This window comes from Zavarzinia sp., from assembly GCF_041650655.1.
In the GTDB taxonomy this organism is placed as follows: domain Bacteria; phylum Pseudomonadota; class Alphaproteobacteria; order Zavarziniales; family Zavarziniaceae; genus Zavarzinia.
The window spans coordinates 12,534-34,862 of sequence record NZ_JBAZKR010000045.1 but is presented as its reverse complement, the minus strand read 5'-3'; the positions used below and the strand labels follow the sequence as shown (position 1 = coordinate 34,862).

Below are 22,329 nucleotides of genomic sequence, written 5' to 3'. Positions count from 1 at the left end.
GCTCGCCGCCCTCTCCGGCCCGCGTCACGGCGGTGCCGCGCGGGCGCTCGGCACCCTGCTCGACGACACGCGGCGGATCGGCACCGGCGCCGCGCTGCGCGCCTGGCTCGACCGGGGTGCGGGCCTGCCCGGCTTCGGCCATCCGCTTTACCCGGGTGGCGACCCCCGGGCCGACGCGATGCTCGACGGGCTGGAGGTACCCGGCGCCCTCGCCGACCTGCGCCGCCAAGTCTTCGACCAGACCGGCGAATTCCCCAATTGCGACTTCGCCCTGGCTGCCATGGTGGAACCCCTGGGCCTGCCGGAAGACGCGCCCTTCCGCCTCTTCCTGCTCGCCCGTTCCGTCGGCTGGTGCGCCCACGCCATGGAACAGGCCCGCAGCAACAGCCTGATCCGCCCCCGCGCCCGCTATGACGGCCCGCTGCCGGATTGAGGCGCCAAGGCGCAGGCCTCGACATCGGTGCGGGCGAAGTCCTGGCCGACGAAGAGCAGGCGGCAACCATGCTGCATGGCCAGGGCATAGGCGAAGCAATCGCCGAAATTGAGACCGGCCGGGTGGCGCCCGTTGCCCCAGCGGCGATAGGCTTCCGCTACCTGCAGGGCCTGGGCCGGCGTCACCGCCTCCACCTCGAAGCCCAGGCCATCGATCAGCCGGGCCATTTCCCCGCCGATCCCGCGCATCTCCGCGACGATCAACGTTTCGGCGACCGTCGCCGCCGAGATCAGCAAGCGGTCCTCCGCCTCCAGCAGATCAGCACAGCCATCGGCCTCAGGCTCCCCCAACAGGATGGCCATCAGCGCGGAAGTATCGACCGCGATCATTCCGGCAGGCCGTCGTCACCATAGAGGAAATCCTGGCTGCGCGCGGCATCGGCACCCGGCAGGAGCCGCCCGGCAGCCGCCTGCCGCACCGACCGGAGCAACGCCCGGCGCCCGGCCCGATCCATCGGCTGCACCACAGGCACGAGCCGCACCGTCGCCTGGCCGTGGCGGGTGAGCACGATCTCCTCCCCGCTCTCCGCCCGGCGAACCAGTTCCGTCAATTGCCCCTTGGCATCGCTCACAGAAATGCGCATGGCCGCCTCCACGAAAGGGTGAATTTTAGACCACGCATTGGTCCAAGACAATGCGGCAAAGAAAAGGCCGGCGGGTCGCCCCGCCGGCCTTGGTCTCGTGAGACCTGCCTTACTCGGCCGCGGCGGCGAGTTTGGCGGTCTGGTAGAAGGTTTCGCCCTTGGCGGCCATGTCGCGCAGCAGCTTCGGCGGGCTGTAACGCTTGCCGTATTTGGCCGCGAATTCGTCGCAGGTCTTGACGAATTCGGCGACGCCGACGCGGTCGATCAGCGACAGCGGGCCGCCGGTCCAGGGCGCGAAGCCCCAGGCCAGGATCGAGCCGACGTCGGAATCGCGGACGTCCGTGGTCACATTCTCTTCGACGCAGCGCGCCGCTTCGACGGCCTGCCGATAGAGAAGGCGGGTACGGATTTCCTTGATCAGCTCGGGGCTGCCTTCGGTGATGGTCGGCGTCACCAGGTCGGCCAAGCCGGACCACAGGTACTTCTTGCCGTCGGCCGGATATTCGTAGAAGCCCTTGCCGTTTTTGCGGCCATAGCGGCCGAGCTTCACGACCAGAGTCTCGACGATGCCGTCCGCCGGGGTCGCCTCATAGGCATCGCCCAGGTCGGCCTTGGTCTGGCTGCGCACCTTGTAGCCGAGGTCGAGGGCGACGTCGTCGTTCATCTCGAGCGGGCCGCGGGGCATGCCGGTGGCACGGCCGACGTTGTCGATGATGGCCGGCGCGATGCCTTCCGCCAGCATCTCGATCCCCTCGTTCACATAGGTGCCGAAGCAGCGGCTGGTGTAGAAGCCGCGGCTGTCGTTCACCACGATCGGGGTCTTGCGGATCTTCTTGACGTAATCCATGGCGACCGCGAGGGCGCGCTGGTTCGTCTTCTTGCCCATGATGATCTCGACCAGCATCATCTTGTCGACGGGCGAGAAGAAGTGGATGCCGATGAAGCTCTCGGGACGCTTGCTCGCCTCGGCCAGGCCGGAGATCGGCAGGGTCGAGGTGTTGGAGGCATAGATCGCCGTCTCGGGGATCACGGCCTCGGTCTTCTTGGTCGCTTCGGCCTTCACGTCGCGGTTTTCGAACACCGCTTCGATCACCAGGTCGCAGCCGGCGAGGTCGGCATGATCCGTGGTGGTCTTGATCAGGGCGAGGTGCTTTTCCTTCTTTTCGGGCGTGGACTTGCCACGCGAGATCGCCTTGTCCAGGAGCCCGGTCGAATAATCCTTGCCCTTCTCGGCCGCCTCGATCGTCTGGTCGAGCAGCACGCACTCGATGCCGGCCATGGCCGAGACATAGGCGATGCCCGCCCCCATCATGCCGGCGCCCAGGATGCCGAGCTTCTTCACCTCGGTCGCGGGCTCGCCCTGCGGACGGCGCACGCCCTTGTTCAGCTCCTGCATGGAGATGAACAGGGTACGGATCATGTTGCCCGCGGTCGGATCGAGCAGCAGCGAGACGAAGTAACGGGTCTCGATGCGCAGGCCGGCCTCGAAGGGCACCTGGAGGCCTTCGTAGACGCAGGACAGAATCGCCTTGATCGCCGGGTAGTTGCCGAAGCTCTCCTTGTGCGACATGGCGATGCCGCCCATCATGGTCTGCGCGCCGCCCGGGCTGTAGACCGCACCGCCGGGGATCTTGAAACCCTTCTCATCCCACGGCTGGACATTGCGCGGCGAGCCGAGGAGATATTCCTTGGCGCGTGCGAGCAGCTGATCGGCCGGCACGACCTCGTTCACGATGCCTTCGGCCTGGGCCTTCTTCGGATCGAGTTCCTTGCCCTGCAGGAGCAGCGGCAGCGCCTTGGCGAGACCGATGATGCGGGGCAGGCGCTGGGTGCCGCCGGCGCCCGGCAGCAGGCCGACCTTCACTTCCGGCAGACCCAGCTTGGTCTTCGGATTGTCGGCCGCGATGCGGTAGTGGCAAGCCAGCGTGATCTCGAGCCCGCCGCCGAGGGCGGTGCCGTTGATCGCGGCGACGAAGGGCTTGCCGCTCGTTTCGTACTTGCGGAAGATCTTCTGCAACGTGCCCGAATTTTCGGTCAGGAACTTGGCGTCCTTCTTGCCGAAGGCGGTCTTCACCAGCATGTCGAGATCGGCGCCGGCCAGGAAGGCGTCCTTGGCCGAGGTGATGATCACGCCCTTCACGGCCGGGTCGGCGATCGCCTTCTCGGTCGCCTCGGCGAAGTCCTTGATCGAGCCTTCGTTCAGCACGTTCATCGAACGGCCGGCCATGTCCCAGGTGATGGTGGCGATGCCGTCGGCGTCGACGGTGTAATTGATGTTGTTGCTCATGGTATCGATACCCCTGGCGATCAGACGCGCTCGATGATGGTGGCGATGCCCATGCCGGCACCGACGCAGAGGGTGATCAGGGCGGTGTTGAGGTCGCGACGTTCCAGCTCGTCGAGCACGGTGCCGAGGATCATGCCGCCGGTGGCACCCAGCGGATGGCCCATGGCGATGGCGCCGCCGTTCACGTTCATCTTCTCGTGCGGGACGTCGAGCGCCTGCATGAAGCGCAGCACGACGGCCGCGAAGGCTTCGTTCAGCTCGTAGAGGTCGATATCGGTCGGCTTCATGCCGGCGCGCTTCAGGGCGCGTTCGGCCGCGGCCGAGGGGCCGGTCAGCATGATCGAGGGCTCGGAGCCGATCGAGGTGAAGCTGCGGACCCGGGCACGCGGGCGGATGCCGGTGGCGGCGGCGGCTTCCTTGGTCCCGACCAGCACGGCCGAAGCGCCGTCGACGATACCCGACGAGTTACCGGCGTGGTGGACGTGGTTGACCTTCTCGACTTCCGGATAGCGGAGCTGGACGACACCGTCGAAGGCCATCTCGCCGAACATGGCGAAGGAGGGCTGCAGCGAGGCGAGCGACTGCATGGTCGCGTCCGGCCGCATGTGCTCGTCGTGGTCGAGGATGGTCAGGCCGTTGATGTCCTTCACCGGAACGACCGAATTCTTGAAATAGCCGTTGTCCCAGGCGTGCTTGGCGCGCTTCTGGCTCTCGACCGCATAGGCGTCGACGTCTTCGCGGCTGAAGCCGTATTTCGAGGCGATCAGGTCGGCCGAGATGCCCTGCGGCGCGAAATAGGACTTGTAGGCGATCTGCGGATCCATCGGCCAGGCGCCGCCCGAGGTGCCCATGGGAATGCGGGACATCGACTCGACGCCGCCGCCGATCGACATCTGGCTCTGCCCCGACATGACCTGGGCCGCCGCCATGTTGGTCGCCTCCAGCCCCGAGGCGCAGAAGCGGTTGACCTGCACGCCGGCAGTGGTCTCGGCGTAGTCGGCATTGAGCACGGCGATGCGGGCGATGTCGGCGCCCTGCTCGCCCACCGGCTCGACGCAGCCGAGGATGACGTCCTCGACCATCGCGGTATCCAGGTTGTTGCGGTCGCGGATCGCCTTCAGCGCGGTGGTCGCCAGGTGCAGCGCGGTCACCTCGTGCAGGGAACCGTCCTTCTTGCCCTTGCCGCGCGGCGTGCGCACGGCGTCGAGGATATATGCGTCGGCCATAGTCTCTCTCCTCAATTTGGTTTCGTCGTCAGCCGCTCGGCGTTACAGCATCCGGCTGATCAGTTCCTTCATGATCTCGTTGGTGCCGCCGTAGATCTTCTGGATGCGGCCGTTCACGAACATCTGGGCGATCGGATATTCCATCATGTAACCATAGCCGCCATGGAGCTGGAGGCATTCGTCGACGACCTTGCACTGCAGTTCCGAACACCACCACTTGGCCATGGCCGCGGTCTGTACGTCGAGCTTGCCCTCGACCAGGAGTTCGATGCAGTGGTCGACGAAGAGCCGGCCGATGCGCGCCTCGGTCGCGATCTCGGCCAGCTTGAAGCGGGTGTTCTGGAAGCTGAACACCGGCTTGCCGAAGGCCATGCGTTCCTTGGTGTATTTGGTGGTGATCTCCAGCGCCTTCTCGACCGTCTTGATCGCGGTGACGCCGATCTGCAGGCGCTCGGCGGGAAGCTGCTGCATGAGCTGGATGAAGCCCTGGCCTTCCTCGTTGCCGAGCAGGTTGGCGGTCGGCACGCGGACTTCGTCGAAGAAGAGTTCCGACGTGTCCTGCGCCGCCATGCCCACCTTGTCCAGGTTGCGGCCGCGACGGAAACCCTCGACCTCGTCGGTCTCGACGATGATCAGCGAGGTGCCATGGGCGCCCTTCGCCGGATCGGTCTTGGTCACGACGATGATCAGATTGGCGAGCTGGCCGTTGGTGATGAAGGTCTTCTGGCCGTTGACGACATAGTGGTTGCCGTCCTTCTTGGCCGTGGTGCGGACACCCTGGAGGTCGGAACCGGCGCCCGGCTCGGTCATCGCGATGGCACCGATCAGTTCACCCGTGGCCATGCGCGGCAGCCAGCGCTGCTTCTGCTCTTCCGAGCCGTAGGCGTAGATATAGGGCGCCACGATGTCGGAATGGAGCGAGAAGCCGGGGCCGGCGCTGCCCGCCTCGATCTGCGCTTCCATCAGCATGGCGGAGGCGCGGAAATTCATGTCGGAGCCGCCGTATTCGACCGGCATGGTGGCGCAGAGGAGACCGGCGGCACCGGCCTTTTCCCAGGCCTCGCGGTCGATCACGCCCTGTTCGGCCCAGCGCTGATTGTGGGGCACGCATTCGCGCTCGAAGAATTTGAGCGCATTGTCATAGACCATGCGGTCTTCGTCGCTGAGCTTCAGGGTCCGTTCGAACATGGATCACTCTCCTCCGCTGTTGTCTTTTATGGAAGTTGTGGGGCGGCGCTGGCCACGCCGCCCCCCCTGCTTCTCCTCCGCAGGCAACTCTTGGTGCTGGCGTCTCAGAAGTTGGCCGCGTCCAGCGCCATGATGGTGTCGGCGCCGGCGCTCAGCTTCGCCAGCAGGGCGCCGGTGTCCGGCACGATGCGGGCGATGAAGAAGCGGCCGACCGCCAGCTTGTTGTCGTGGAATTCGGTCGCCGTGCCCGCAGCCTTGGCCTCGAGGGCGATCTTCGCCATCTGCGACCACATGTAGGCCAGGACCTGGATCCCGAAGAGATGCATATATTCGACCGAACCGGCACCGGCATTGTCCGGGTTGGTCATGCCGTTGGCCATGAACCACATGGCGCCGTCGCGCAGATGGTCGGTCGAGGAGCGCAGGCCCGCCAGGAACGGCTCGAGGTCCGCATTGGCCGCATTGTCCTCGATGAACTTCTCGACTTCGCCGAGATAGGCCATCAGGGTCTGGCCGCCCTTGTGGCCGAGCTTGCGGCCCACGAGGTCGAGCGCCTGCACGCCGTTGGCGCCTTCGTAGATCTGGGTGATGCGGGCGTCGCGAACGAACTGCTCCATCCCCCATTCCTTGATGTAGCCGTGGCCGCCGAACACCTGCTGGGCATTGACCGCGGACTCGAAGCCCTTGTCGGTCAGGTAACCCTTCACGACCGGAGTGACCAGGGCGACGATGTCGTCGTTCGCCTCGCGCACGGCCGGATCGGGATCGCGGTGGGCGAGATCGATCTTGAGGCCGGTCCAGAGGTAGAAGGCGCGCGCGCCTTCGACGAAGGCGCGGATCGAGAGCAGCATACGGCGCACGTCCGGATGCACGATGATCGGATCGGCCGGCTTCTCGGGGAACTTGGTGCCCGAGATCGAGCGCATCTGCAGGCGTTCCTTGGCATAGGCCGCCGCATTCTGATAGGCGACTTCGGCCTGGGCCAGGCCCTGCACGCCGACGCCGAGACGGGCCGCGTTCATCATGGTGAACATGGCGCGCAGGCCCTTGTGTGGCTCGCCGATCAGGAAGCCGGTGGCGCCGTCGTAGTTCATCACGCAGGTCGCGTTGGCGCAGATGCCCATCTTGTGTTCGATGTTGCCGGCCTTCACCGCGTTGCGGGCACCCAGCGAACCATCGGCATTGACCATGAACTTCGGCACGATGAAGAGCGAAATGCCCTTCACACCCTCGGGGCCGCCCGGAATCTTGGCCAGCACCAGATGGATGATGTTCTGGCTCAGGTCCTGCTCGCCGGCCGAGATGAAGATCTTGGTGCCGGTGATCTTATAGGTGCCGTCGGCCTGAGGCTCGGCCCTCGTGCGCAGCAGGCCGAGGTCGGTGCCGCAATGCGGCTCGGTCAGGTTCATGGTGCCGGTCCATTCGCCGGTCACCAGCTTGGGCAGGTAGGTCTCGCGCTGTTCGTCCGTGCCCCAGACGTGGATCGCCTCATAGGCGCCGTGGGACAGGCCCGGATACATGCCGAAGGCCATGTTGGCGGCCGAGACGAATTCGTTGAGCGCGAAGCCGAGGACATAGGGCATGCCCTGACCGCCGTAGGCGGGATCCGAAGTGATGCCCGGCCAGCCGCCGTCGACGAAGGTCTTATAGGCTTCCTTGAAGCCCTTCGGCGTGGTCACCACGCCGTCGGCGATGGTGCAGCCTTCCTGGTCGCCCGACTGATTCAGGGGGGCGAGCACGCGCTCGCACAGCTTGGCGCCCTCTTCCAGGATCGCATCGACCACGTCCTGCGGGGCGTCGGCGAAGCCCGACAGGTTGGAATATTTGCCGATGTTCAGCACGTCGTGCAGGACGAAGCGGATGTCGTCCACGGGTGCCTTGTAACTGGGCATGGGTCTCTCCTCAGACTGTCTGGCTCTCGGACCGGGTGCTGGCCGCGCGATTGCCTCGCGTCGGAACCGCCACCGGCCGGTGATCACACTTCATGCCGCCACCTTCGCGGTGGCGACGGGATCGATGGCGCCGTCGAATGCCATCACTTCGAAACAACGCGACGTCCAGTCGCGACCGCCGACGATGCCCCGGCGCGGGAGGGGCTGAAGGCGGGTTTCGACAAAAAGGCGGGCGATCAGGGCCATGCGGCCATTGCCCGCCGCCGCCTCGACGGTGGCGGATTCGAGAAGCAGGGCGGCCGCCAGCACGTCGGCCATCAGGCCGAGCAGACGGCGTGCGTGGCGCTGCGCTTCGGCCGCATCGGCCCGGAGATGCGCAACCGAATCGGTGACATCCGCGAGCCCCGCCTCGACCGCGCGGGCGACCACGGCGAGCAGGGCGGGCGCCGCCGCGGTGATGCCTTCGACACGGGCCTTGAAGGTCTCGAGGCCGGGCAGCCGGTTGCCGAGCAGGCGCAGGAGTTCGAGCGCCTGGATATTGGCCGGGCCTTCCCAGACCGTGAGCACCTGGGCGTCGCGCAGCAGGCGCGGCGTCACGTGGTCGTAGGTATAGCCGTTGCCGCCGATCAGCTCGATCGCGGCGCGGGTGGTGGCGCAGGCGTCTTCCGCCGTGCGGTATTTGGCGAGTGCCGTGGCGACGCGGAGCCAGGTGCGTTCCGCCGTCTCCGCCTCGGCGACGTCGCGGCCATGGGCGGCGTCGAAGGCACGGCTCGCCTCGAAGGCGAGCGCCAGGCCGGCCTCGTGGGAGACCAGCATGGACAGGAGCTCGTCCTGCACCATCGGATAGTCGGTGATGACATGGCCGAAGGCGGCGCGCTGCGACGCGTAGGACAGCGCTTCGAGATAGGCCCGGCGCTGGATGCCGACGGAACCGACGGCGTTATGGATCCTGGAGAATTCCAGCGCTTCGACCATCAGCTTGAAGCCGCGGGGCGGCGGCGCCACTTCGACGGCCCAGGTATCGATCAGATCGATCTCGCCGGTGGGAACGCCCTTGGTGCCGAGCTTGTCTTTCAGGCGGCGGATCCGCATCGGGTTGCGGGCGCCGTTGTCGAGGTGGGTCGGCACCAGATAGGCGGCCAGGCCCTTGGAACCCTCGGGGGCGCCGTCCGGCCGCGCCGTCGCCAGTGCCAGGCCGCCGTTGGCGTTCGAGGTGAACCACTTCAGGCCGTTCAGCCGGGCCGTGCCGTCGCCCGCCGGTGTCGCCCGCGTCGTCGTGGCACCGACATCGGAACCACCGTGGTGTTCGGTCGCCCAGGTGCCGCCGGTCAGCGCCTTGCCATCCATCCGCACGAGATCGGGCAGGTAACGCGCGCGCACTGCTTCGGGCGCGAAACGGTCGACCACATAGGCGACGGCGCCGGTCATGGTGACCGGACAGTGCAGCGAAATATCCGCCATGCCGAGCAGATAGCCCATGGCGAAGGTGAGCGTGAAAGGTTCCGCCTGAGGCCCGAAGGCGAGGCCGACGGCACCGCGGGCATAGGCCTCGGCACTCACGCGGTCCCACATCGGATTGTGGTGAATGACATTGACCAGGTCGCCCTTGCGGTCCCAGGTCTCCAGCCGGGGCGGGGCGAAACGATCGGTGTAATCGGCGGCACTCTCGACCGCGCTGCCGCAGAAGGCGCCGAAGTCATGCAGGCGGGCGTCCTGACGCGCGGCACTATCCGGAATCACGCGCGCGAGCAGGCGGCGCAGCGATGGATCGAGAGCATAGAAATCCGCCCCGGCGATCGTCTCGGGCAGATCGAGGCCGCGGCCGGGCGCGCTCATGCGGCGCTCGCCTTCTTGGCCTTGACCGGCTTGGCCGGCTGGGCCGGGTCGATGCCGCGTTCGATCAGCAGGCCTTCCAGGAAGGTGCAGGAATTGCTCAATTCCAGAATTGTCTGGTCGATGTCCTGGCGCTGGCGCTCGAGACTGACCAGCTTGTTGCGCGCGGTCGCCAGGGTGCGGCGGATCTGTTCGGTCTGACCGTCGCCGAGGTCGTAGAGGTCGAGGATCTCGCGCAGTTCGGCCAAGGAGAAGCCGACCCGCTTGCCGCGCAGGATCAGCAGCAGGCGCACCCAGTCGCGCTGGGAATAGATGCGGGTCTGGCCTTCGCGCTTCGGGCGCAGCAGGCCGCGGTCTTCATAGAAACGGATCGCCCGGGGCGTCACCGAGAACTCTTCCGAGAGCTGGGTGATCGAATAGGTCTTCGACGCAGCGCCTTCTTGCACAGGCTTCATGTGCCGTCTCCTCCGAACGTGGCCGGAGTCTTAGGTGACGTTGACGTTAACGTCAACTGGTAAATTGTCAGCCAATATTTTTTTGCACTGCAACTGCTTGAAACCGAGGCCCACGCGGGGGAAACTGGCCCAAAACCGGCACAAGAGGAGAGGCAGGAAAACCATGACGGGCAATCGGCCGACACGGATCGAGCGTTACGCCGACTTCTTCCCCTATTACCTCCAGGAACATGCCAAGCCGGTGACCCGGGGCCTGCATTACGTCGGCACCGGGCTGACCTTCGGCTTCCTGGCGGCAGCGCTCGCCCTGGGCAATCCGTGGTGGCTGATTGGCATGCCCCTGGCCGGCTATTTCTTCGCCTGGGTCGGCCATTTCGGGGTCGAGAAGAACCGGCCGGCGACCTTCACCTATCCCTTCTGGTCGCTGATTTCCGACTACCGGATGTTCTTCCTATGGGCGAGCGGGCGCCTCGGCCGGCATCTGCGCGCCGCCGGCGTCGACTGAAGCCGGCTCCAGGCGAAGGGGGCGGCTGCCCACTTCGGTGCCGCTGACCCGGTCGACCACCACGGGGTCGAGGGCTTGACCCGTTTCGGCATCGACCAGCCGGCTCAGTTCGCCATGGCCATAGTGCCGCCGTGCCCAGGTGCCGAGCGCCACCAGGACCGGCAGGAAATCCCGCCCGGCCGGCGTCAGCAGATATTCGTCGCGCGGCGGATGGGTGCTGTAGCGCCGCTTTTCCAGCAGCCCGTCCGCGGTCAGTTCCTGCAGCCGGCGGGTCAGGATCGTCGGCGCGATCCCCAGGTTCTTCCGAAACTGGTCGAAGCGGGTCACGCCCAGGCTGGCGTCCCGCAGGATCAACATGCTCCAACTGTCGCCCACCCGCGCCAAGCCGCAGGCGATCGGGCAGCTGTCATCCGATTTCGTCATGGCACTCAGTATCAAATCGATAGCGACAATAGCCATCGACATGATATTAACACGCTATCGAAACGATAGCCACCGCCCGACGGGCGCAGCAGGAGCAAGCCATGACTGACAATTCCAAGGGTGTCGCGCTGGTCACCGGCGCCTCGAGCGGGATCGGCGCCGTCTTTGCGGCGCGTCTCGCCAGGCGCGGCTTCGACCTCCTTCTGGTGGCACGCCGGGCCGACCGCCTGGCCGCAGTGGCCGATGCGATCCGGGCCGAGAGCGGCCGCGCGGTCGAAGTGATCGCGGCCGACCTGACCAAGGGCGCCGATCTCCGCGCCCTCGCCACCCGGATCGAGCAGGACCCGGCGATCAGCCTCCTGCTCAACAATGCCGGCACCACCCTGAAGGGCGGCATCCTGGGCAATGGGCCCGACGAGATCGAGCGTCTGCTGGCCCTGAACGTGACCGCACCAACCGTGCTGGCCGCCGCTGCCGGGCGCGCCTTCGCAGGCCGCAAGAGCGGCACGATCGTCAACATCGCCTCGATCCTGGCCCTGGCGCCGGAGATTTTCGACGGCGGCTATGCGGGCTCCAAGGCCCATGTCCTGGCCCTGACCTATTCGCTGAGCGCGCAGTTGAAGGATGCCGGCGTCCGCGTCCAGGCCGTGCTGCCCGGGCCGGTGCGTACCGAGATCTGGGACCACGCCGGGGTCGACGCCGATGCCGCCATGCCGGGCCTGGTGATGACCGCGGAAGACCTGGTCGACGCCGCCCTGACCGGGCTCGATCGCGGCGAACAGGTGACCATCCCGCCGCTCGCCGACGAGGGCCTCTATACCGCCTGGAACCAGGCACGCCTCGCCCTGGGGCCCAATCTGGCCCGGGCCGAAGTCGCCCCCCGCTACCGCGACGCCGCCTGAGAAAGGAGGGCCTCGGCCCTCCTCAGCTCCGCAGGTAGGCGACATAGATGGGCGCCGCATAGCCCATCTCGCCGGAGCCGAGCAGCTCGTTCTTCCGCACCGTCTCGGCGTAGGTCTCGTCATATTGATTGCCGAGGCCGACCGGCCAGGGATCGTTGAAGACCAGGGCGAAGGGGGTCTGCAGGTCGCGCACGCCCCGGATCACCCGGATATGGGGCGCGGCGCGGCTGTAGCCCGGTGTCCGCACGTCGCAGGCGATCCACAGGGGGCCATAGCGCTGCACCATGGCGGCGATGCCGGTTTCCGTATAGGTCTGCGCCGGCTCCATGGCGAAGCCCCAATGGCGGAGCGGGCGGTCGTCGTCCGGCATCAGGCCGCTGCGCAGGGCCGCCGCGCTCAGGGTCGGTGCGGCGATGGCGTCGTCGTCGGCGACGAAGCGCCCGCGATAGGCCAGGATCATCCGCATCGAGGCGGCCCAGCAGCTCATGGGATATTTCTGACCGAACAGCGGCACGTTGTGAAGCATGGCTTCCCCCTCGGACCATCCTGCCGCGGCCGCCCCCCGACGGCCTGGAGCGGCAGGATCTCACCTGAAGAAGGCTGCGCCAGGGGACGACGGCGCGCAAGAGCCGCCCGCTTGCACTGCCGCCACCCATCGGTAAAATGAAGGCGATCATTCACTTTCGTTTTTTGACCATGGGCAAGCGCGACGACAATCGGGAAGAGCGGCGGCGCCGGATTCTGGCGGCGGCGGCGGCGGGTTTCGCCGAACGGGGCTTCCACGGCACCGGCATGGCCGAGATCGCGGCGGCGGCCGGCATCACGCCGGCCAATCTCTACCGCTATTTCGATGCCAAGGAGGCGATCGTGCGCGCGATCGTCGACGAGCAGCGGGAAGCCGTGGCCGTCGCCGTCCAGACGGCAGAGCGGAGGGCCGATGCCCTCGATGCCGTGCTCGGCCTGTTCGGCCATTTCATGGCGGAGGCGCGCAGCCCCCAGGCGAGCCGGCTGTGGCTCGAAATCCTGGCCGAAGTGGCGCGCAATCCCCGCGTTGCCGATGCCTTCACCGCCGACGACGGACTGGTGAAGCAGGGTTTCGCCAGCCTGCTCCGCCGCGGCATGGCCGAAGGCACGGTGCGCGCCGATCTCGACCTCGAGGCGACCGTGATCTGGCTCATCGCCCTGGTCGACGGCGCGGTCGGAAGGGTCGCGGTCGAGCCCGCTTTCGACCTCGATCGGGCCAGCCGGCCCTTCTTCGACCTGATCCGCCGCGCCCTGGCGCCCGCCATCCCGGTCCCTGCCGGCCCGGTGCCGGCATGAGTGCGCCCCCGATCGTGGCGGAAAGGCCGGTGCCGCGGCGCTGGCTGGTACTCGGCGTCGTCGCCCTCTCCTTCCTGCCGGTCACGGTCGATTCGACTGTGCTCTATCTCGCCGTGCCGGCGCTCTCCCAGGCGCTGGGGGCGAGCCGGACCCAGGTCTTGTGGATCATGGACGTCTATCCGTTGACCATGGCGGGCCTCGTCCTGTTGGCCGGGCCGGCGGGCGACCGTTTCGGCCAGCGCAACCTGCTGCTGCTCGGCCTCGGCCTGTTCGGCCTCGCCTCTGCGGCCGCGGCCTTCGCGCCCAGCGCGCCCCTGCTGATCGCCGCCCGGGTGGCGCTGGCGGGCGGCGGCTGCATGATCATCCCCTCGACCCTGGCGATCGTCCGGCGCAGCTTCACCGACCCGCACGAAAGGGGCCTCGCCATCGGCCTCTGGGGCGCCGTCGCCTCGGCCGGCTCGGCGGCGGGGCCGGTGATCGGCGGCTTGCTGCTCGAACATTTCTGGTGGGGTTCTGTCTTTCTCGTCAATGTGCCGCTCGTCCTGGCGACGGGGGCGCTGATCGCCGGCCTGGTCGGCAATCAGGCCCAGGCTACGGCCGCCCCGCTCCGCCCGCTCACCGCCTTGGCCGGCATTCTCGGCGTCGTCGCCGTCGTTTACGGGATCAAGGCGGCGGCCCAAGGCGACGGCATTTCGGCCCTGCCGGCGGCCATCGCCGGGATCGCCGCCCTCGGCCTCTTCGCCTGGCGCCAGCTCCGCCTGGCCGATCCCATGCTCGACCTCCGCCTCTTCGCGATCCGGCGCTTCTCGCTCGGCGTGCTGACCGCGGTCGGGCCGATCATGGTGCTGGTCGGTTTCGTGCTCGCCCTCCTGCAGCAACTCCAATTGGTCACCGGCCTGTCGCCGCTCGATGCCGGGCTCACGGTGGTGCCGCTCGATGTCGCGGCGGCCCTGAGCGGGCCGCTGGCCGGGCGGCTGCTGGCGCGCGTCGGACTTCGTCCGCTCGCCATTACCGGGCTGATCCTGGCCGCTTCGGCCTATTTCCTGCTGCTCGGCGGCGGGCCGATCCTGGTCGCGGTGATTGCCGCCGGGGCGGGACATGGTGCCCTGATGGCGCTCGCCACCAATACGGTGATGACGGCGGCACCGCCCGAAAAGGCCGGCGCGGCCGCGGCGATCGAATCGGTCGCCTATGAGCTCGGCACCGGGCTCGGCGTCGCCCTTTTCGGCTCGCTGCTGGGGGCTGCCTTCGCTGCTCGCTTCGCCGATTCCGCAGCGGGCGATTCGATCGCCGCGGCCCTCGCCACCGCCGAGCGGCTGGGCGGGGCGGAGGGGGCGGCCCTGGCCGAGGCCGCCCGCGCCGCCTTCGACGGTGCCTTCGGCCTGGCGCTCGCGGTCGCGGGCGGCACCTGCCTCCTGCTCGCCCTGGCGATCTGGCACCTGGGCCGCCCTGCGAAAGCACTTCACAAGGCGGCGGCCTGACGCCACCCTTGGCGGGTCATGAGCGTCGATCCCGGCACATGGAAGATTGAGGTCGCCCAGGGTGCGCATCTGATCGATGCCGCGGCCTGGAATGCCTGTGCCGGGCCGGACAATCCCTTCGTTTGCCATGAATTCTTCCGCTGCGTAGAAGACTCGGGGGCTGCCTCGGCGGCGACCGGCTGGGCGCCGCACCACCTCGTCCTGCGCGACGCGGCCGGGACCGTCGCCGGCATCATGCCGCTCTATCTGAAGAGCCATTCGCGCGGCGAATATGTCTTCGACCAGGGCTGGGCCGAAGCCTTCCAGCGCGCCGGCGGGCGTTACTATCCGAAGCTCCAAGGCGCCGTCCCCTTCACCCCGGTGACCGGCCCGCGCTTCCTGGTCGGCCCCGGGCGGGACCGCCCGTCGGTCGAGGCCACGCTTGCCGCCACCGCCGTCCAACTGGCGAAGGACAACGACATCTCCTCCCTCCACATCACCTTCCCGAGCGAGGGGGAATGGCAGCGCCTGGCCGGCCAAGGCTTCCTGCAGCGGACCGACCGCCAGTTCTTCTGGGATAATGACAGTTACGCCAGCTTCGACGATTTCCTGGGCGCCCTGGCCTCGCGAAAGCGGAAGCAGATCCGGAAGGAACGGATCGCCGCCTTGCAGGAGGGGGCGATCGAGGTCCTGGCCCTGACCGGCGACGAACTCCGCCCCGAACACTGGCTGGCCTTCGAGCGCTGCTACCTCGCCACCGGCGCACAGAAATGGGGCACGCCCTATCTCAATCGCGATTTCTTCACCCGCCTGCACGAGACCATGCGCGACCGCGTCCTCCTGGTCATGGCGCGGCGGGGCGGGCGCTGGATCGCCGGTGCCCTCAACCTGATCGGCACGGACACGCTCTATGGCCGGAATTGGGGTGCTGTCGAGGACCACCCCTTCCTGCATTTCGAAGTCTGCTATTACCAGGCGATCGATTTCGCCATCGCGCGCGGCCTGAAGCGGGTCGAGGCCGGCGCCCAGGGCGAGCACAAGCTGGCCCGCGGCTATGTCCCGCAGCCGACCTATTCGCTGCATTGGATCGGCGATCCCGGCTTTCGCCGTGCCGTCGCCGACTATCTGCGCCGCGAGCGCGAGGCGGTCGAGGTCGAAAGCGCCTATCTCGAAGAACACGCCCCCTATCGCCACGAGGAAGGGCGTTGAGCCCGATTGATCGGCGGCGCCCGCCCCTCTATCTCTTTGATTTTACGCATCTTCGGACGGCGAACCGGATTCCACTTCGCCTGAAGATGCTCTAGTCTGGCGCCCCAACCGACGGAGGCAGGAAATGGCGAGTCACCCCCACCCCTTGCGGAACGCGGAGTGCATCTTCTGCAAGATCGTTGCGGGCGAGATCCCCTGCCACAAGGTCTATGAAGACGACAAGACCCTGGCCTTCATGGATATTTTTCCGCTGAGCCCGGGCCATACGCTGGTCATCCCCAAGGACCACCACCCCGATCTCTTCGCCCTGCCGGACGACCTGGGCAGCCCGCTGATGACCACCTCCCGGCGTGTCGCGCTCGCCATCGCCAAGGCCTTCGGGCCGGACGGCGTCAACCTGTTCCAGGCCAATGGTGCGGCCGCAGGCCAGACCGTGTTCCATTTCCACCTGCACATCCTGCCCCGCCGCAAGGGCGACGGCGTGATTTCGACCGACCACGGCCAGCGCCCGGGCGACCACGCCGCCCTGGCCAAGGAAGCCGAGGCCGTGCGCGCCGTCCTGGCGGAGATGTGAGGCGGCATTGCTCCGCCGTTTCCGGATCCGCAACTACCGTTCGCTCCGCGATGTCGCGATAGCGCCGGGCGAATTGACCGTGGTGACCGGCGCCAATGGCGCCGGCAAGTCCAGCCTCTACCGTGCCCTGACCCTGGCCGCCGCCGCGGCCCGGGGCGACCTCGCCCGCACCCTGGTCGAGGACGGCGGCATGCCCTCCGCCCTCTGGGCCGGGGACTGGCGGAAGGAGGAGCGGCGCCGGATCGAAATCACCGTCGAGACCGCGGACTGGCGCTTCGACCTCGCCTGCGGCCTGCCGGTCCCGCCCGCCGGCGCCTTCGAACTCGACCCTGCGGTCAAGGAGGAGCGGCTGACCGGGCCGGACGGCACCGCGCTGCTCGAACGCCAGGGGCCGAGCGCCTGGATGCGGGCCAAGGGCGCCCGCAGCCGGACGGCCTACCCCGCCGCCCTCGACCCGCAGGAAGCGGCCATGGCGCAATTGCGCGAGCCGCATCTCTATCCCGATGTCGCCATCGCCCAGGCGCAACTCCTGCGCTGGCGCTTCTATCACCATTTCAGAACCGACGCCGGCTCGCCCGTCCGCAGCCCGCAGATCGGCACGCGGACGCCCGTGCTGGCCGCCGACGGCAGTGACCTCGCCGCCGCCTTCCAGACCATCCTGGAGATCGGCGACCCGCGGGCGCTCGAAGACGCCGTCGACCGTGCCTTTCCCGGCGCCCGCCTGACCATCGAACATGGCGACGGGCAATTCGCCACCTTCCTGCACCAGCGCGGCTTCAAGCGCCCCTTCGCCGCCCGCGAACTGTCGGACGGCACGCTCCGCTACCTCTGCTTGATCGCCGCCCTGCTCTCGCCCCGGCCGAGCCCCCTCCTCATCCTGAACGAGCCGGACCAGAGCCTGCACCCGGACCTCTCCGGCCCGCTGTCCGACCTCATCCTGGCGGCCTCGCTGCGCTCCCAGGTGATCGTCATCACCCATAGCGAGCCGCTGGCCCGCCTGCTCGCCCGGGCCGGTGCCGCTGCCGTCGACCTCCGCCTCGAGAGTGGCGCCACGGTGGCCGAGGAGACCGCCTGATCAGCCGCGGATGGCGGCGATCACGGCCTCGAGCCAGTCCAGGGCCACCGGATCCTCGCCCACGTCGGTGACGAATTCCTGGCCCCGCGACGCGACCTCGAGGAGGCCGTCGCCCAGCCAGCGTTCCGCCCGGTCGTGATAGCTGAGCCCATGGCGGGCGAGCCAGGCGGGCACCGTCCAGCGCCGCAGGGGACCGCCCGGCCTGGTCAATCGCAGGTTGGGTGACGCCACGGCGGCGGTCGCCCCCGCGCCGACGAAGAGGAGATTGCGCCGGCCCCAGTCGCCGATCGCATGGGGATGGGGCCGGGGCGTTTCGACACAGCCGGGTTCGGCGACCGACTCGACGCGCAGATAGCCGAAGATCCGGTGATGGCGCTCGCCCGTCGCCGGCTCGGCGAAGAGGCCGAAAAAGAGGAAGACATCCCCCGGCCCCACGCCCCGGTTCAGCAGATGGCCGAGCGCGGCGCCATGTTGGCCGAACCAGCAGCGGCCGGAATCGAACATGGGATCGTCATGGCAGGGATGGTGGCGACCGACGCGTCCCCGCGTGGCCGCCTCGACCAGATCGCCCAGACCGAGGTCGGCATAGCAGGTGGCGGATCGCCGATCGGCCGGGATCGGCAGCGAAACGGGACCTCCCGCCACCACGGGCGACGGCGCGCCACCGGACGCGCTGTCGAACCCCTTGCGGCTGAAGACGATGCGCAGGCTCAGAAGCCGATGGCGGTGAGCAACACCTTGGACAGTTCGTCGGCCGGCAGCTTCACCAAGTCGCGGTCGATCGCATTGGTCAGCTTGGCCCGGGCGCTGGCGCCCAGCACGGTGCGGATCTCACCCAGCATGGCGGGCGGGGCGGCGATGATCAGGCGGTCGTAGCGGCCTTCGCGCGCGGCGGCGTCAAGGCGCTGGGCCAGGACTTCGGCGAAACGGCGCTCTTCCGCCTTCTGCGGATCCTGCTTCGGCTCGATCGCCGAGCGGCGATCATCGGCCGACGAATAGCTGCGGCCGGGATGATCCGAGCCGATTTCGCGGGCGAAATGATGGGCCTGTTCCGGCTCGATCACACCGCCGTCAACCCCATGCAATTTGTCGAAAGGCCGCGCGCCTTCCAGCAGGCGGGCATGATGACCGTCGGCGAGCAAGACCCAGTAGGTGGGCAGATGCGGCATCGAATGACTCCTCAAGACTCGGAGCCATTATGGGGTGGCGCCCCCAATTCTCACTTGATTTGAATCAAGGCCCGGGGACGGGGAGCGTTTCCCCATCCCCGGCGTTCCATTCAATGCACCAATTCGGGCGTCCGTTCGCCGTCTTCCGGATGGTCGTCGTGATCGTCGGCCGCGGGCGGGCGCTTGGCCGCCTCGACCTCGAAAGTGATCTGGCCGTCCTTGAAGTCGACATGGACGGTGCCGCCGCGCGCCAGCTTGCCGAACAGGAGATCGTCGGCCAGCGGCTTCTTGATCTTCTCGGCGATGACACGGGCGAGCGGACGGGCACCGAATGCGGGATCGAAGCCCACCTCGGCCAGATGGCTGCGCGCCGCCTGGGAGACGGTGATCTCGACGCCCCGGTCGCCGAGCTGGAATTCCAGTTCGGCGATGAATTTGTCGACCACCTTGGCGATGACCTCCGGCGACAGGCCGCTGAAGGGCACCACCGCGTCCAGCCGGTTGCGGAATTCCGGCGTGAACAGGCGCTTGATCGCATCCTCGTCGGCGCCGACGTTCATCTCCCGCCCGAAGCCGATCGCGGGCTTGGCCGCCTCCGCCGCGCCGGCGTTGGTGGTCATGATCAGCACGACGTTACGGAAGTCGATCTTCTTGCCGTTGTGATCGGTCAGCTTGCCGTGGTCCATCACCTGGAGAAGAATGTTGAACAGATCGGGATGGGCCTTCTCGATCTCGTCGAGCAGCAGGATGCTGTGCGGATGCTGGTCGATCGCATCGGTCAGGAGCCCGCCCTGGTCGAAGCCGACGTAACCCGGAGGGGCACCGAGCAGGCGCGACACCGTGTGGCGTTCCATATATTCCGACATGTCGAAGCGAATCAGCTCGACGCCCATGATCTTGGCGAGCTGGCGCGCCACCTCGGTCTTGCCGACACCGGTGGGACCCGAGAAGAGATAGGAGCCGATCGGCTTCTCCCCTTCGCGGAGGCCGGCGCGGGCGAGCTTGATCGAGGCCGCGAGAGCGGTGATCGCCGCATCCTGGCCATAGACGACGCGGCGAAGCTCGGTCTCCAGATTGGCGAGCAGGGCCTTGTCGTCCTTGGAGACCGACTTGGGCGGGATGCGGGCGATCTTGGCCACCACCGCCTCGATCTCCTTCACCCCGATGGTCTTCCGCCGCTTGGCCGGCGGCAGCAGCATCTGGGCCGCACCCGATTCGTCGATCACGTCGATCGCCTTGTCCGGCAGCTTGCGGTCGTTGATATATTTGGCCGCCAGTTCCACCGCCGCCTTGATCGCGTCGTTGGTGTAACGCACCTGGTGGTGCTCCTCGAAATAGGGCTTGAGACCCTTGAGGATCTTGACCGCGTCCGGGATCGAGGGTTCGTTCACATCGATCTTCTGGAAGCGGCGGAGCAGCGCCCGGTCCTTCTCGAAGTAGGAGCGGAACTCCTTATAGGTGGTCGAGCCGATGCAGCGGAGCGAACCCTGGGCCAGCGCCGGCTTCAAGAGGTTCGAAGCATCCATCGAGCCGCCGGAGGTGGCACCGGCGCCGATCACCGTGTGGATTTCGTCGATGAACAGGATGGCGCCGGGCGACTGCTCGATCTCGGCGATCACCGCCTTCAGCCGTTCCTCGAAATCACCGCGGTAACGCGTGCCGGCCAGCAGCGTGCCCATGTCGAGCGAATAGATGACGGCGTTCAGCAGAACCTCCGGCACATCGCCCTCGACGATCTTGAGCGCCAGGCCCTCGGCGATCGCGGTCTTGCCGACGCCGGGATCGCCGACCAGCAGCGGGTTGTTCTTCTGCCGCCGGCACAGGATCTGGATCGTGCGCTCGATCTCGGGCTCACGGCCGATGACGGGATCGATCTTGCCGTCGGCCGCCTTCTTGTTGAGGTTGACGGCATAGGCCGCCAGCGCCTCGCCCTTGCGCGGCGCCTGGGTCTCGCCCTGGCGCCGCTGGGTCCCCGGATCGCCGCCGGTCGGGCCTTCCTCGTCGGCGCCGCGCACCGGCCGGCTCTCGCCCATGCCGGGACGCTTGGCGACACCATGGCTGATGTAACTCACCGCATCCAGCCGGGTCATGTCCTGCTCCTGCAGGAAATAGGCGGCATGGGATTCGCGTTCGCCGAAGATGGCGACCAGGACGTTGGCGCCGGTCACCTGGTCGCGGCCGGACGACTGGACATGGATCACGGCGCGCTGGATCACCCGCTGGAAGCTGGTGGTCGGCTTGGCGTCGTCTTCCTGGTCGACCACCAGGCCTTCGAGTTCGGTATCCAGGTAATTGGTGAGCTGGCGCCGCAGGAGGTCGAGGTCGACGTTGCAGGCGCGCATGACGGCCGCCGCGTCGGCGTCGTCGATCAGGGCCAGAAGGAGGTGTTCGAGGGTTGCGAATTCATGCTGACGCTCGTTGGCGAGCGCCAGTGCCCGGTGAAGGGACTTTTCGAGGCTGCGCGAAAAAGACGGCAAGGCACACCTCCAGCTTCACGCCCACCGCCGATCGGGCGGTCACGGTGCCGGGGCTCCCGGGCGGGAGCGACGGCAGACGCGGAAGGCTGGCGACAGGCCCTACGCGCCTATTCCTTCTCCATGGTGCATTGAAGCGGATGCTGGTGTCGACGGGCGAAATCCACCACTTGGGTCACTTTCGTCTCCGCCACCTCGTAGGTGAAGACACCACAGACGCCGATCCCCTTCTGATGCACATGAAGCATGATCTGGGTCGCCTCCTCCCGGTTCTTGTGGAAGAAGCGTTCGAGCACATGGACGACGAATTCCATAGGCGTGTAATCGTCGTTCAAAAGCAGCACGCGATACATCGACGGGCGCGCCGTCTTGGGCCGCGTCGCGGTCAGAAGGCCTGTCTGTTGGCCATTGTCGTCCCCCGGGCCGGTGGCGGCGAGTGGACGTTGAACGAAGTCGGACATGCTGCTCATCGATGCGAACGACTGTGACTAGATGGGATGCCGCGGCCGGATTTCCAGTCCCGGCGGCAGCGCCTGCCCTGCTTCAAAATTCTGCGCCGTTTCGGTACAAAGACAAGCCCGCCGTCCGGCAGGGCGCCGATGCGCCAGACGCTGGCCGGCAGAAACGAATGTGCCGGCCGAGGTTGCCCCGGGCCGGCACTTTCGTCATCGAAATGACTAAAATATTGGCGCCGGCCATGGTACGCAGGCCGGCGTCTCTACGCTCGCCCGGCCTTGTGGCCGACCGAGCCAGATTCCCGCAGCCGGTCAGGGACCGGCCGGGTGAGTTCATGCAGCCAGTCAGGCGACCGGCTGGGCGAACTTCTTGAAGGTCGTGCCGAGCTGGCGGCTGACCGGCTCGATCGCGTCCTGGGTGAACTGCACGGTCATCTCGCCGATCTTGTTGGTGAAGGCGAGGAAGGCGTCGAAGGCGGCCTTGGTGTAGTCGTTCTGGATGTCGACGACTTCGCGCAGGCTCTTGGCGCCGACCACGGCCTTCGAGGTCGAAACCAGATCTTCCACGGCCTTCTTGGTGTAGGCGGCGGTCTCGGACGAAACGCCCTCGACGCCCTTCACGGCGATGTTGAACGAAGCGACGAAGGCTTCGTAGGTGTCCTTGGACGAGGCGCCGGCGTCTTCGAACGCCTTCAGGGCCTGGTCGATCTTGCCCTTCACCTGTTCGGTGGTGGCCTTGATGGTTTCGGTAGCGGTGTCGGTCACTTCAGTGGTCTCCGGTTTGGCAGTTTTGGTCTTCGCGGCCA

The 22,329-nt window shown here is 67.3% G+C and carries 23 protein-coding genes; 8 read left to right on the top strand and 15 right to left on the bottom strand.

Translation table 11 applies throughout. The features are described 5' to 3' along the window. Nucleotides 1-433: citrate/2-methylcitrate synthase (locus WC493_RS12090; protein ID WP_373065766.1), on the top strand; the 433-nt coding region annotated here is incomplete at its 5' end. On the opposite strand, the gene WC493_RS12085 is transcribed toward WC493_RS12090, so the two are convergent. The 8 genes from WC493_RS12085 to WC493_RS12050 all read right to left on the bottom strand — a co-directional run bounded on the left by WC493_RS12085 (nucleotide 409) and on the right by WC493_RS12050 (nucleotide 9,957). After that, entirely contained in the window at nucleotides 409-822 is a 414-nt protein-coding gene (locus WC493_RS12085) for a type II toxin-antitoxin system VapC family toxin (protein ID WP_373065764.1), read from the bottom strand. The two genes, WC493_RS12090 and WC493_RS12085, sit on opposite strands and share 25 nt — an antisense overlap. Then, entirely contained in the window at nucleotides 819-1,076 is a 258-nt protein-coding gene (locus WC493_RS12080; RefSeq protein WP_373065763.1) for a type II toxin-antitoxin system Phd/YefM family antitoxin, read from the bottom strand. The genes WC493_RS12085 and WC493_RS12080 overlap by 4 nt, the downstream gene beginning before the upstream one ends. Before the next feature lie 109 nt (nucleotides 1,077-1,185). After that, nucleotides 1,186-3,363, bottom strand: coding sequence for a 3-hydroxyacyl-CoA dehydrogenase NAD-binding domain-containing protein (locus WC493_RS12075; protein ID WP_373065762.1), 2,178 nt, complete (start codon nucleotides 3,361-3,363; stop codon nucleotides 1,186-1,188). A gap of 20 nt (nucleotides 3,364-3,383) precedes the next feature. Continuing rightward, nucleotides 3,384-4,589 (bottom strand): acetyl-CoA C-acetyltransferase, encoded by a 1,206-nt coding sequence (locus tag WC493_RS12070; protein ID WP_373065761.1) that lies wholly within the window; start codon nucleotides 4,587-4,589, stop codon nucleotides 3,384-3,386. Nucleotides 4,590-4,631: 42 nt separating this feature from the next. Next, entirely contained in the window at nucleotides 4,632-5,777 is a 1,146-nt protein-coding gene (locus tag WC493_RS12065; protein WP_373065760.1) for an acyl-CoA dehydrogenase family protein, read from the bottom strand. A gap of 104 nt (nucleotides 5,778-5,881) precedes the next feature. After that, nucleotides 5,882-7,669 carry an acyl-CoA dehydrogenase C-terminal domain-containing protein gene (locus WC493_RS12060; protein WP_373065759.1) on the bottom strand — a complete coding sequence of 596 codons (1,788 nt, stop codon included), beginning with the start codon at nucleotides 7,667-7,669 and terminating at the stop codon, nucleotides 5,882-5,884. 90 nt (nucleotides 7,670-7,759) lie between these two features. Then, nucleotides 7,760-9,505 carry an acyl-CoA dehydrogenase family protein gene (locus WC493_RS12055; RefSeq protein ID WP_373065758.1) on the bottom strand — a complete coding sequence of 582 codons (1,746 nt, stop codon included), beginning with the start codon at nucleotides 9,503-9,505 and terminating at the stop codon, nucleotides 7,760-7,762. After that, nucleotides 9,502-9,957 (bottom strand): MerR family DNA-binding transcriptional regulator, encoded by a 456-nt coding sequence (locus WC493_RS12050; protein WP_373065757.1) that lies wholly within the window; start codon nucleotides 9,955-9,957, stop codon nucleotides 9,502-9,504. The genes WC493_RS12055 and WC493_RS12050 overlap by 4 nt, the downstream gene beginning before the upstream one ends. 163 nt (nucleotides 9,958-10,120) lie before the next feature. Between WC493_RS12050 and WC493_RS12045 the strand changes: the two genes are divergently transcribed. After that, entirely contained in the window at nucleotides 10,121-10,462 is a 342-nt protein-coding gene (locus WC493_RS12045) for an Mpo1-like protein (protein WP_373065756.1), read from the top strand. Here WC493_RS12045 and WC493_RS12040 read toward each other — a convergent pair. Further along, entirely contained in the window at nucleotides 10,409-10,885 is a 477-nt protein-coding gene (locus tag WC493_RS12040; RefSeq protein WP_373065755.1) for a winged helix-turn-helix transcriptional regulator, read from the bottom strand. The two genes, WC493_RS12045 and WC493_RS12040, sit on opposite strands and share 54 nt — an antisense overlap. Nucleotides 10,886-10,986: 101 nt before the next feature. On the opposite strand from WC493_RS12040, the gene WC493_RS12035 reads away from it, so the two are divergent. Then, on the top strand, nucleotides 10,987-11,787 hold the full coding sequence (locus WC493_RS12035) for an SDR family NAD(P)-dependent oxidoreductase (protein WP_373065754.1): 801 nt from the start codon (nucleotides 10,987-10,989) through the stop codon (nucleotides 11,785-11,787). Nucleotides 11,788-11,809: 22 nt separating this feature from the next. Here the strand turns inward: WC493_RS12035 and WC493_RS12030 are convergent, their stop codons facing one another. Further along, a complete protein-coding gene (locus tag WC493_RS12030; RefSeq protein WP_373065753.1) occupies nucleotides 11,810-12,313 on the bottom strand; it encodes a papain-like cysteine protease family protein in 504 nt (167 codons plus the stop codon). A gap of 170 nt (nucleotides 12,314-12,483) precedes the next feature. Between WC493_RS12030 and WC493_RS12025 the strand changes: the two genes are divergently transcribed. The 5 genes from WC493_RS12025 to WC493_RS12005 all read left to right on the top strand — a co-directional run bounded on the left by WC493_RS12025 (nucleotide 12,484) and on the right by WC493_RS12005 (nucleotide 17,425). Next, entirely contained in the window at nucleotides 12,484-13,107 is a 624-nt protein-coding gene (locus tag WC493_RS12025) for a TetR/AcrR family transcriptional regulator (protein ID WP_373065752.1), read from the top strand. After that, nucleotides 13,104-14,588, top strand: coding sequence for an MFS transporter (locus WC493_RS12020; RefSeq protein WP_373065751.1), 1,485 nt, complete (start codon nucleotides 13,104-13,106; stop codon nucleotides 14,586-14,588). The genes WC493_RS12025 and WC493_RS12020 overlap by 4 nt, the downstream gene beginning before the upstream one ends. Nucleotides 14,589-14,606: 18 nt before the next feature. Then, a complete protein-coding gene (locus WC493_RS12015; RefSeq protein ID WP_373065750.1) occupies nucleotides 14,607-15,776 on the top strand; it encodes a GNAT family N-acetyltransferase in 1,170 nt (389 codons plus the stop codon). A gap of 124 nt (nucleotides 15,777-15,900) precedes the next feature. Beyond that, nucleotides 15,901-16,350 (top strand): HIT family protein, encoded by a 450-nt coding sequence (locus WC493_RS12010; RefSeq protein ID WP_373065749.1) that lies wholly within the window; start codon nucleotides 15,901-15,903, stop codon nucleotides 16,348-16,350. Nucleotides 16,351-16,357: 7 nt separating this feature from the next. After that, nucleotides 16,358-17,425 (top strand): AAA family ATPase, encoded by a 1,068-nt coding sequence (locus tag WC493_RS12005; RefSeq protein WP_373065748.1) that lies wholly within the window; start codon nucleotides 16,358-16,360, stop codon nucleotides 17,423-17,425. On the opposite strand, the gene WC493_RS12000 is transcribed toward WC493_RS12005, so the two are convergent. The 5 genes from WC493_RS12000 to WC493_RS11980 all read right to left on the bottom strand — a co-directional run bounded on the left by WC493_RS12000 (nucleotide 17,426) and on the right by WC493_RS11980 (nucleotide 22,288). Next, a complete protein-coding gene (locus WC493_RS12000) occupies nucleotides 17,426-18,127 on the bottom strand; it encodes a hypothetical protein (RefSeq protein WP_373065767.1) in 702 nt (233 codons plus the stop codon). An 8-nt stretch (nucleotides 18,128-18,135) separates the two neighbouring features. Further along, on the bottom strand, nucleotides 18,136-18,594 hold the full coding sequence (locus WC493_RS11995) for a host attachment protein (protein WP_373065747.1): 459 nt from the start codon (nucleotides 18,592-18,594) through the stop codon (nucleotides 18,136-18,138). Nucleotides 18,595-18,704: 110 nt separating this feature from the next. After that, nucleotides 18,705-21,071: an ATP-dependent Clp protease ATP-binding subunit ClpA gene (gene clpA / locus WC493_RS11990; RefSeq protein WP_373065746.1), complete on the bottom strand. Its 2,367-nt coding sequence runs from the start codon at nucleotides 21,069-21,071 to the stop codon at nucleotides 18,705-18,707. Nucleotides 21,072-21,178: 107 nt separating this feature from the next. Further along, nucleotides 21,179-21,529 carry an ATP-dependent Clp protease adapter ClpS gene (gene clpS / locus WC493_RS11985; RefSeq protein WP_373065745.1) on the bottom strand — a complete coding sequence of 117 codons (351 nt, stop codon included), beginning with the start codon at nucleotides 21,527-21,529 and terminating at the stop codon, nucleotides 21,179-21,181. A 339-nt stretch (nucleotides 21,530-21,868) separates the two neighbouring features. Beyond that, a complete protein-coding gene (locus WC493_RS11980) occupies nucleotides 21,869-22,288 on the bottom strand; it encodes a phasin family protein (protein ID WP_373065744.1) in 420 nt (139 codons plus the stop codon). Between the last annotated feature and the right edge of the window lie 41 nt (nucleotides 22,289-22,329).

Excerpts from the sequence above, each read along its gene's own strand:
- WC493_RS12030 (WP_373065753.1), bottom strand. The coding sequence starts at position 12,313 with ATGCTTCACAACGTGCCGCTGTTCGGTCAGAAATATCCCATGAGCTGC.
- WC493_RS12035 (WP_373065754.1), top strand. The coding sequence starts at position 10,987 with ATGACTGACAATTCCAAGGGTGTCGCGCTGGTCACCGGCGCCTCGAGC.
- WC493_RS12060 (WP_373065759.1), bottom strand. The coding sequence starts at position 7,669 with ATGCCCAGTTACAAGGCACCCGTGGACGACATCCGCTTCGTCCTGCAC.
- WC493_RS12040 (WP_373065755.1), bottom strand. The coding sequence starts at position 10,885 with ATGACGAAATCGGATGACAGCTGCCCGATCGCCTGCGGCTTGGCGCGG.
- WC493_RS11995 (WP_373065747.1), bottom strand. The coding sequence starts at position 18,594 with ATGCCGCATCTGCCCACCTACTGGGTCTTGCTCGCCGACGGTCATCAT.
- WC493_RS12025 (WP_373065752.1), top strand. The coding sequence starts at position 12,484 with ATGGGCAAGCGCGACGACAATCGGGAAGAGCGGCGGCGCCGGATTCTG.
- WC493_RS12080 (WP_373065763.1), bottom strand. The coding sequence starts at position 1,076 with ATGCGCATTTCTGTGAGCGATGCCAAGGGGCAATTGACGGAACTGGTT.
- WC493_RS12050 (WP_373065757.1), bottom strand. The coding sequence starts at position 9,957 with ATGAAGCCTGTGCAAGAAGGCGCTGCGTCGAAGACCTATTCGATCACC.
- WC493_RS12055 (WP_373065758.1), bottom strand. The coding sequence starts at position 9,505 with ATGAGCGCGCCCGGCCGCGGCCTCGATCTGCCCGAGACGATCGCCGGG.
- WC493_RS12015 (WP_373065750.1), top strand. The coding sequence starts at position 14,607 with ATGAGCGTCGATCCCGGCACATGGAAGATTGAGGTCGCCCAGGGTGCG.
- WC493_RS12045 (WP_373065756.1), top strand. The coding sequence starts at position 10,121 with ATGACGGGCAATCGGCCGACACGGATCGAGCGTTACGCCGACTTCTTC.
- WC493_RS12075 (WP_373065762.1), bottom strand. The coding sequence starts at position 3,363 with ATGAGCAACAACATCAATTACACCGTCGACGCCGACGGCATCGCCACC.
- WC493_RS12065 (WP_373065760.1), bottom strand. The coding sequence starts at position 5,777 with ATGTTCGAACGGACCCTGAAGCTCAGCGACGAAGACCGCATGGTCTAT.
- WC493_RS12020 (WP_373065751.1), top strand. The coding sequence starts at position 13,104 with ATGAGTGCGCCCCCGATCGTGGCGGAAAGGCCGGTGCCGCGGCGCTGG.
- WC493_RS12070 (WP_373065761.1), bottom strand. The coding sequence starts at position 4,589 with ATGGCCGACGCATATATCCTCGACGCCGTGCGCACGCCGCGCGGCAAG.
- clpS (WP_373065745.1), bottom strand. The coding sequence starts at position 21,529 with ATGTCCGACTTCGTTCAACGTCCACTCGCCGCCACCGGCCCGGGGGAC.
- WC493_RS12085 (WP_373065764.1), bottom strand. The coding sequence starts at position 822 with ATGATCGCGGTCGATACTTCCGCGCTGATGGCCATCCTGTTGGGGGAG.
- WC493_RS12010 (WP_373065749.1), top strand. The coding sequence starts at position 15,901 with ATGGCGAGTCACCCCCACCCCTTGCGGAACGCGGAGTGCATCTTCTGC.